This is a genomic window from Rodentibacter rarus, assembly GCF_001998965.1.
Taxonomy (GTDB): Bacteria; Pseudomonadota; Gammaproteobacteria; order Enterobacterales; family Pasteurellaceae; genus Rodentibacter; species Rodentibacter rarus.
The window spans coordinates 1-2,655 of record NZ_MLHJ01000158.1; the positions used below are offsets into that span (position 1 = coordinate 1).

A 2,655-nucleotide genomic window follows, 5' to 3' on the forward strand; every position below is an offset into this window, starting at 1 on the left:
TACATAATACCGGAAAAAATCAAAAAAAACCGACCGCTCTTTTTGTAAAAAACGCCCCCAAGACGAATCTTAGGGGCGTTGAGTTAAGCTAAGCCATCAAAAGAAATTAGATGATTTGAATACCTTGTTGGATATAGACATATTCCTCACTTGGCGCACCGGAGGCTGCCGTGTGGGTATATTTATCATATGTAATTCCCTCTTTGGTATCGGTGCCAATTTTTTCCCAGTAATCCCAATTTTTCTCAAGCGCTCTCCCACCATCCTTGTAGCGTTTTCCAGTCACGCCACCTAAGGTATAATCTTGTGAAGAAATCGCCTTATTGTTATTACCAAGATCCACAACATCCGCTGCTGACCCTTTAATATAAAGGTGTTTCGTAGTGTCACCCATACCATTTTTAATGTAGTCAACAGAGAGACCGATACGTTGTGAACCGGCGGCACTGAGATCAATGGTTTCAAAATTGATCACGTGATTCATCTGAATTACGCTACCGGTGTTTGTGATCACCAATGTGTCATGACCATCTCCGCCACCATCAATGACGTTATTACCCAGTAACCGACCTGTTAATGTCACGATATCATCACCGTCACCCATTCTGAATGCGTATAAACCACGCAAATCGCCCACGGTCAATCTATCATTCCCCGCCCCAAAGTCCATCGTACCTGTTGCTTGGTCATCTAAGGTATAGCCGATAATCATCGTATCATTCCCTTTACCAAAATTGATATTGGTTTTATATGACATTGAGCCAACTTGGATCAGATCATTTCCATCACCCATATCTATATTGGATTCGACACCCGAGATACCATTCCACATTCTACCACCGACAACAATTTGATCATCGCCATCTCCCATGTTAATGGTTTTTCCGCCGGAGAAATTACCGGAAACCCGGATAATGTCATGACCTTCGCCCATATCATAAATTGCCTTAGAGTCACCGGCGACACTGTTATGAATCTCAAGAATGTCATTTCCTTCACCAAGTTTGAAATGATAATGCGCAGCAGTGAGTAAAGAACCCCCAATACTGATCTTGTCATTCCCTGCGCCCATATCAACATAACCATCACGAGAAAAATCGAGTACATTTCCTCGAATATGGAGAGAGTCATCACCTGCACCGAGTTCAACAAGGGCTTTTCTGATGGTTCCACCGGCTGCTCTTGTCGTAAATCCAAGGGCACCATTACTCAATTGAGCACCACCAACATCTTTTGGCGCTAATGCACCCGGATAATTATCTAAGCCCAAATAAACCGATTGATTGGTATCATTCCCGACTAAACCACCGTTTGCCGCACTCGCAACTTTTTGCTGATTGTTTCTGACAGGATTAGCGCCGGTATCTTGATCAACATGAAGATTCAGTCCCAATGGTCTACCCGGAGGATCATTGACTTTCACGCCCTCGGTTGGCGTAATCGCCGTCCATAAGTTACGCAATGCCGTAATATCGGTTTCACCGGTATTACCTGCGGCATCCACGGTGACAACTTTCACACTGCCAACATGGAAACGATTCCAATCCGGCATACTAATCGTATATTCACCCACCCCGGTTTGGGTCACATTTTTAACCGTAGAATAATTCCCCGAGGCATCTTTAAATTGGAAACTAATAATCGCACTCAGCTCGGACAGATCGCGCGCTTTCAATGTCATCGTTTTTTGATCAGAGTTCATATTAATCACATCCATTTGTTCAACCAAGGTATCTAAACGGAAATCAAAATTTGAACTGCTTAATTCTTGACCTGTCACTTTATCAACAATAACGGTTTTATAGCGATACGCTGCATTATAAGTATCCCCTAATGGAGTTGTCGGTGTAAGCGTATAAGTAACGGTTCCATCTGCTTGAACAGCCGGTGCACCGAGTTGTCCGCTAACATCCGTATCACCATATTCCACTTCAGTTTTGTTACCATTTTCAGCGGTTAATGTCCCGAGTTGATAGCGATAGACTTTTATAGATTGAGTATCATCTAAAGCTTTATCCAATGTGAAATGGAATGTGGCATCTTTATCATTCGTTAAGCCTGAAGCTTTATTTAATGCGCTATCAAAATTTGTCGCAGAATCAATTCTTCCGATGTAATCGGCACCTCGTACACCTGCTTGCGCATAATATTCATTGACTTTTGGTGCTTCATCCGTTAAATCATCCATCAGATATTTATCCACCACTTTTGGTGCTGCAATGGTGCTATCCGTATCGGTGACCGTTTCGCCATTAATCCGTGCAGCCGCCTTAATTTGATATGACACCGTTGGTGAATAATTTTGAAGACCTTGTACGACCTGCGCCTCAACACCCAATGTTGCATCAGCGGCGGTTGCCTGGGTGAATGGTAAAACATTATGCGTCCATGTCCCATCTGCCCCAACCGTTGCTTTACCGGTATAATCCACACGATTTGTTTCCGGATTTGTGATGGTGACTGTAATCTCCGTTCTTTCCGGTAATAATTCACTCTTACCGGAAATCACAAAGCCATCTGCAACATTTTCAGGCTTAATCTTCGCATAAGGTGCATCTGCACCGGTGGTTTCATTATTTTCAGGCTCTTCCGTCCCCGCAATCTGAGTAATTTCGATCTTCGGTGTTGGAACAGTGGAGGTATCATTCACCGTGA

The 2,655-nt window shown here is 43.4% G+C and carries 1 protein-coding gene; it reads right to left on the minus strand.

Going from position 1 to position 2,655, the window contains the following annotated elements:
* Positions 1 to 106: 106 nt before the first annotated feature.
* A partial coding sequence (locus tag BKK50_RS12570; RefSeq protein WP_158074681.1) for a hypothetical protein occupies positions 107 to 2,655 on the minus strand: 2,549 nt, incomplete at its 5' end.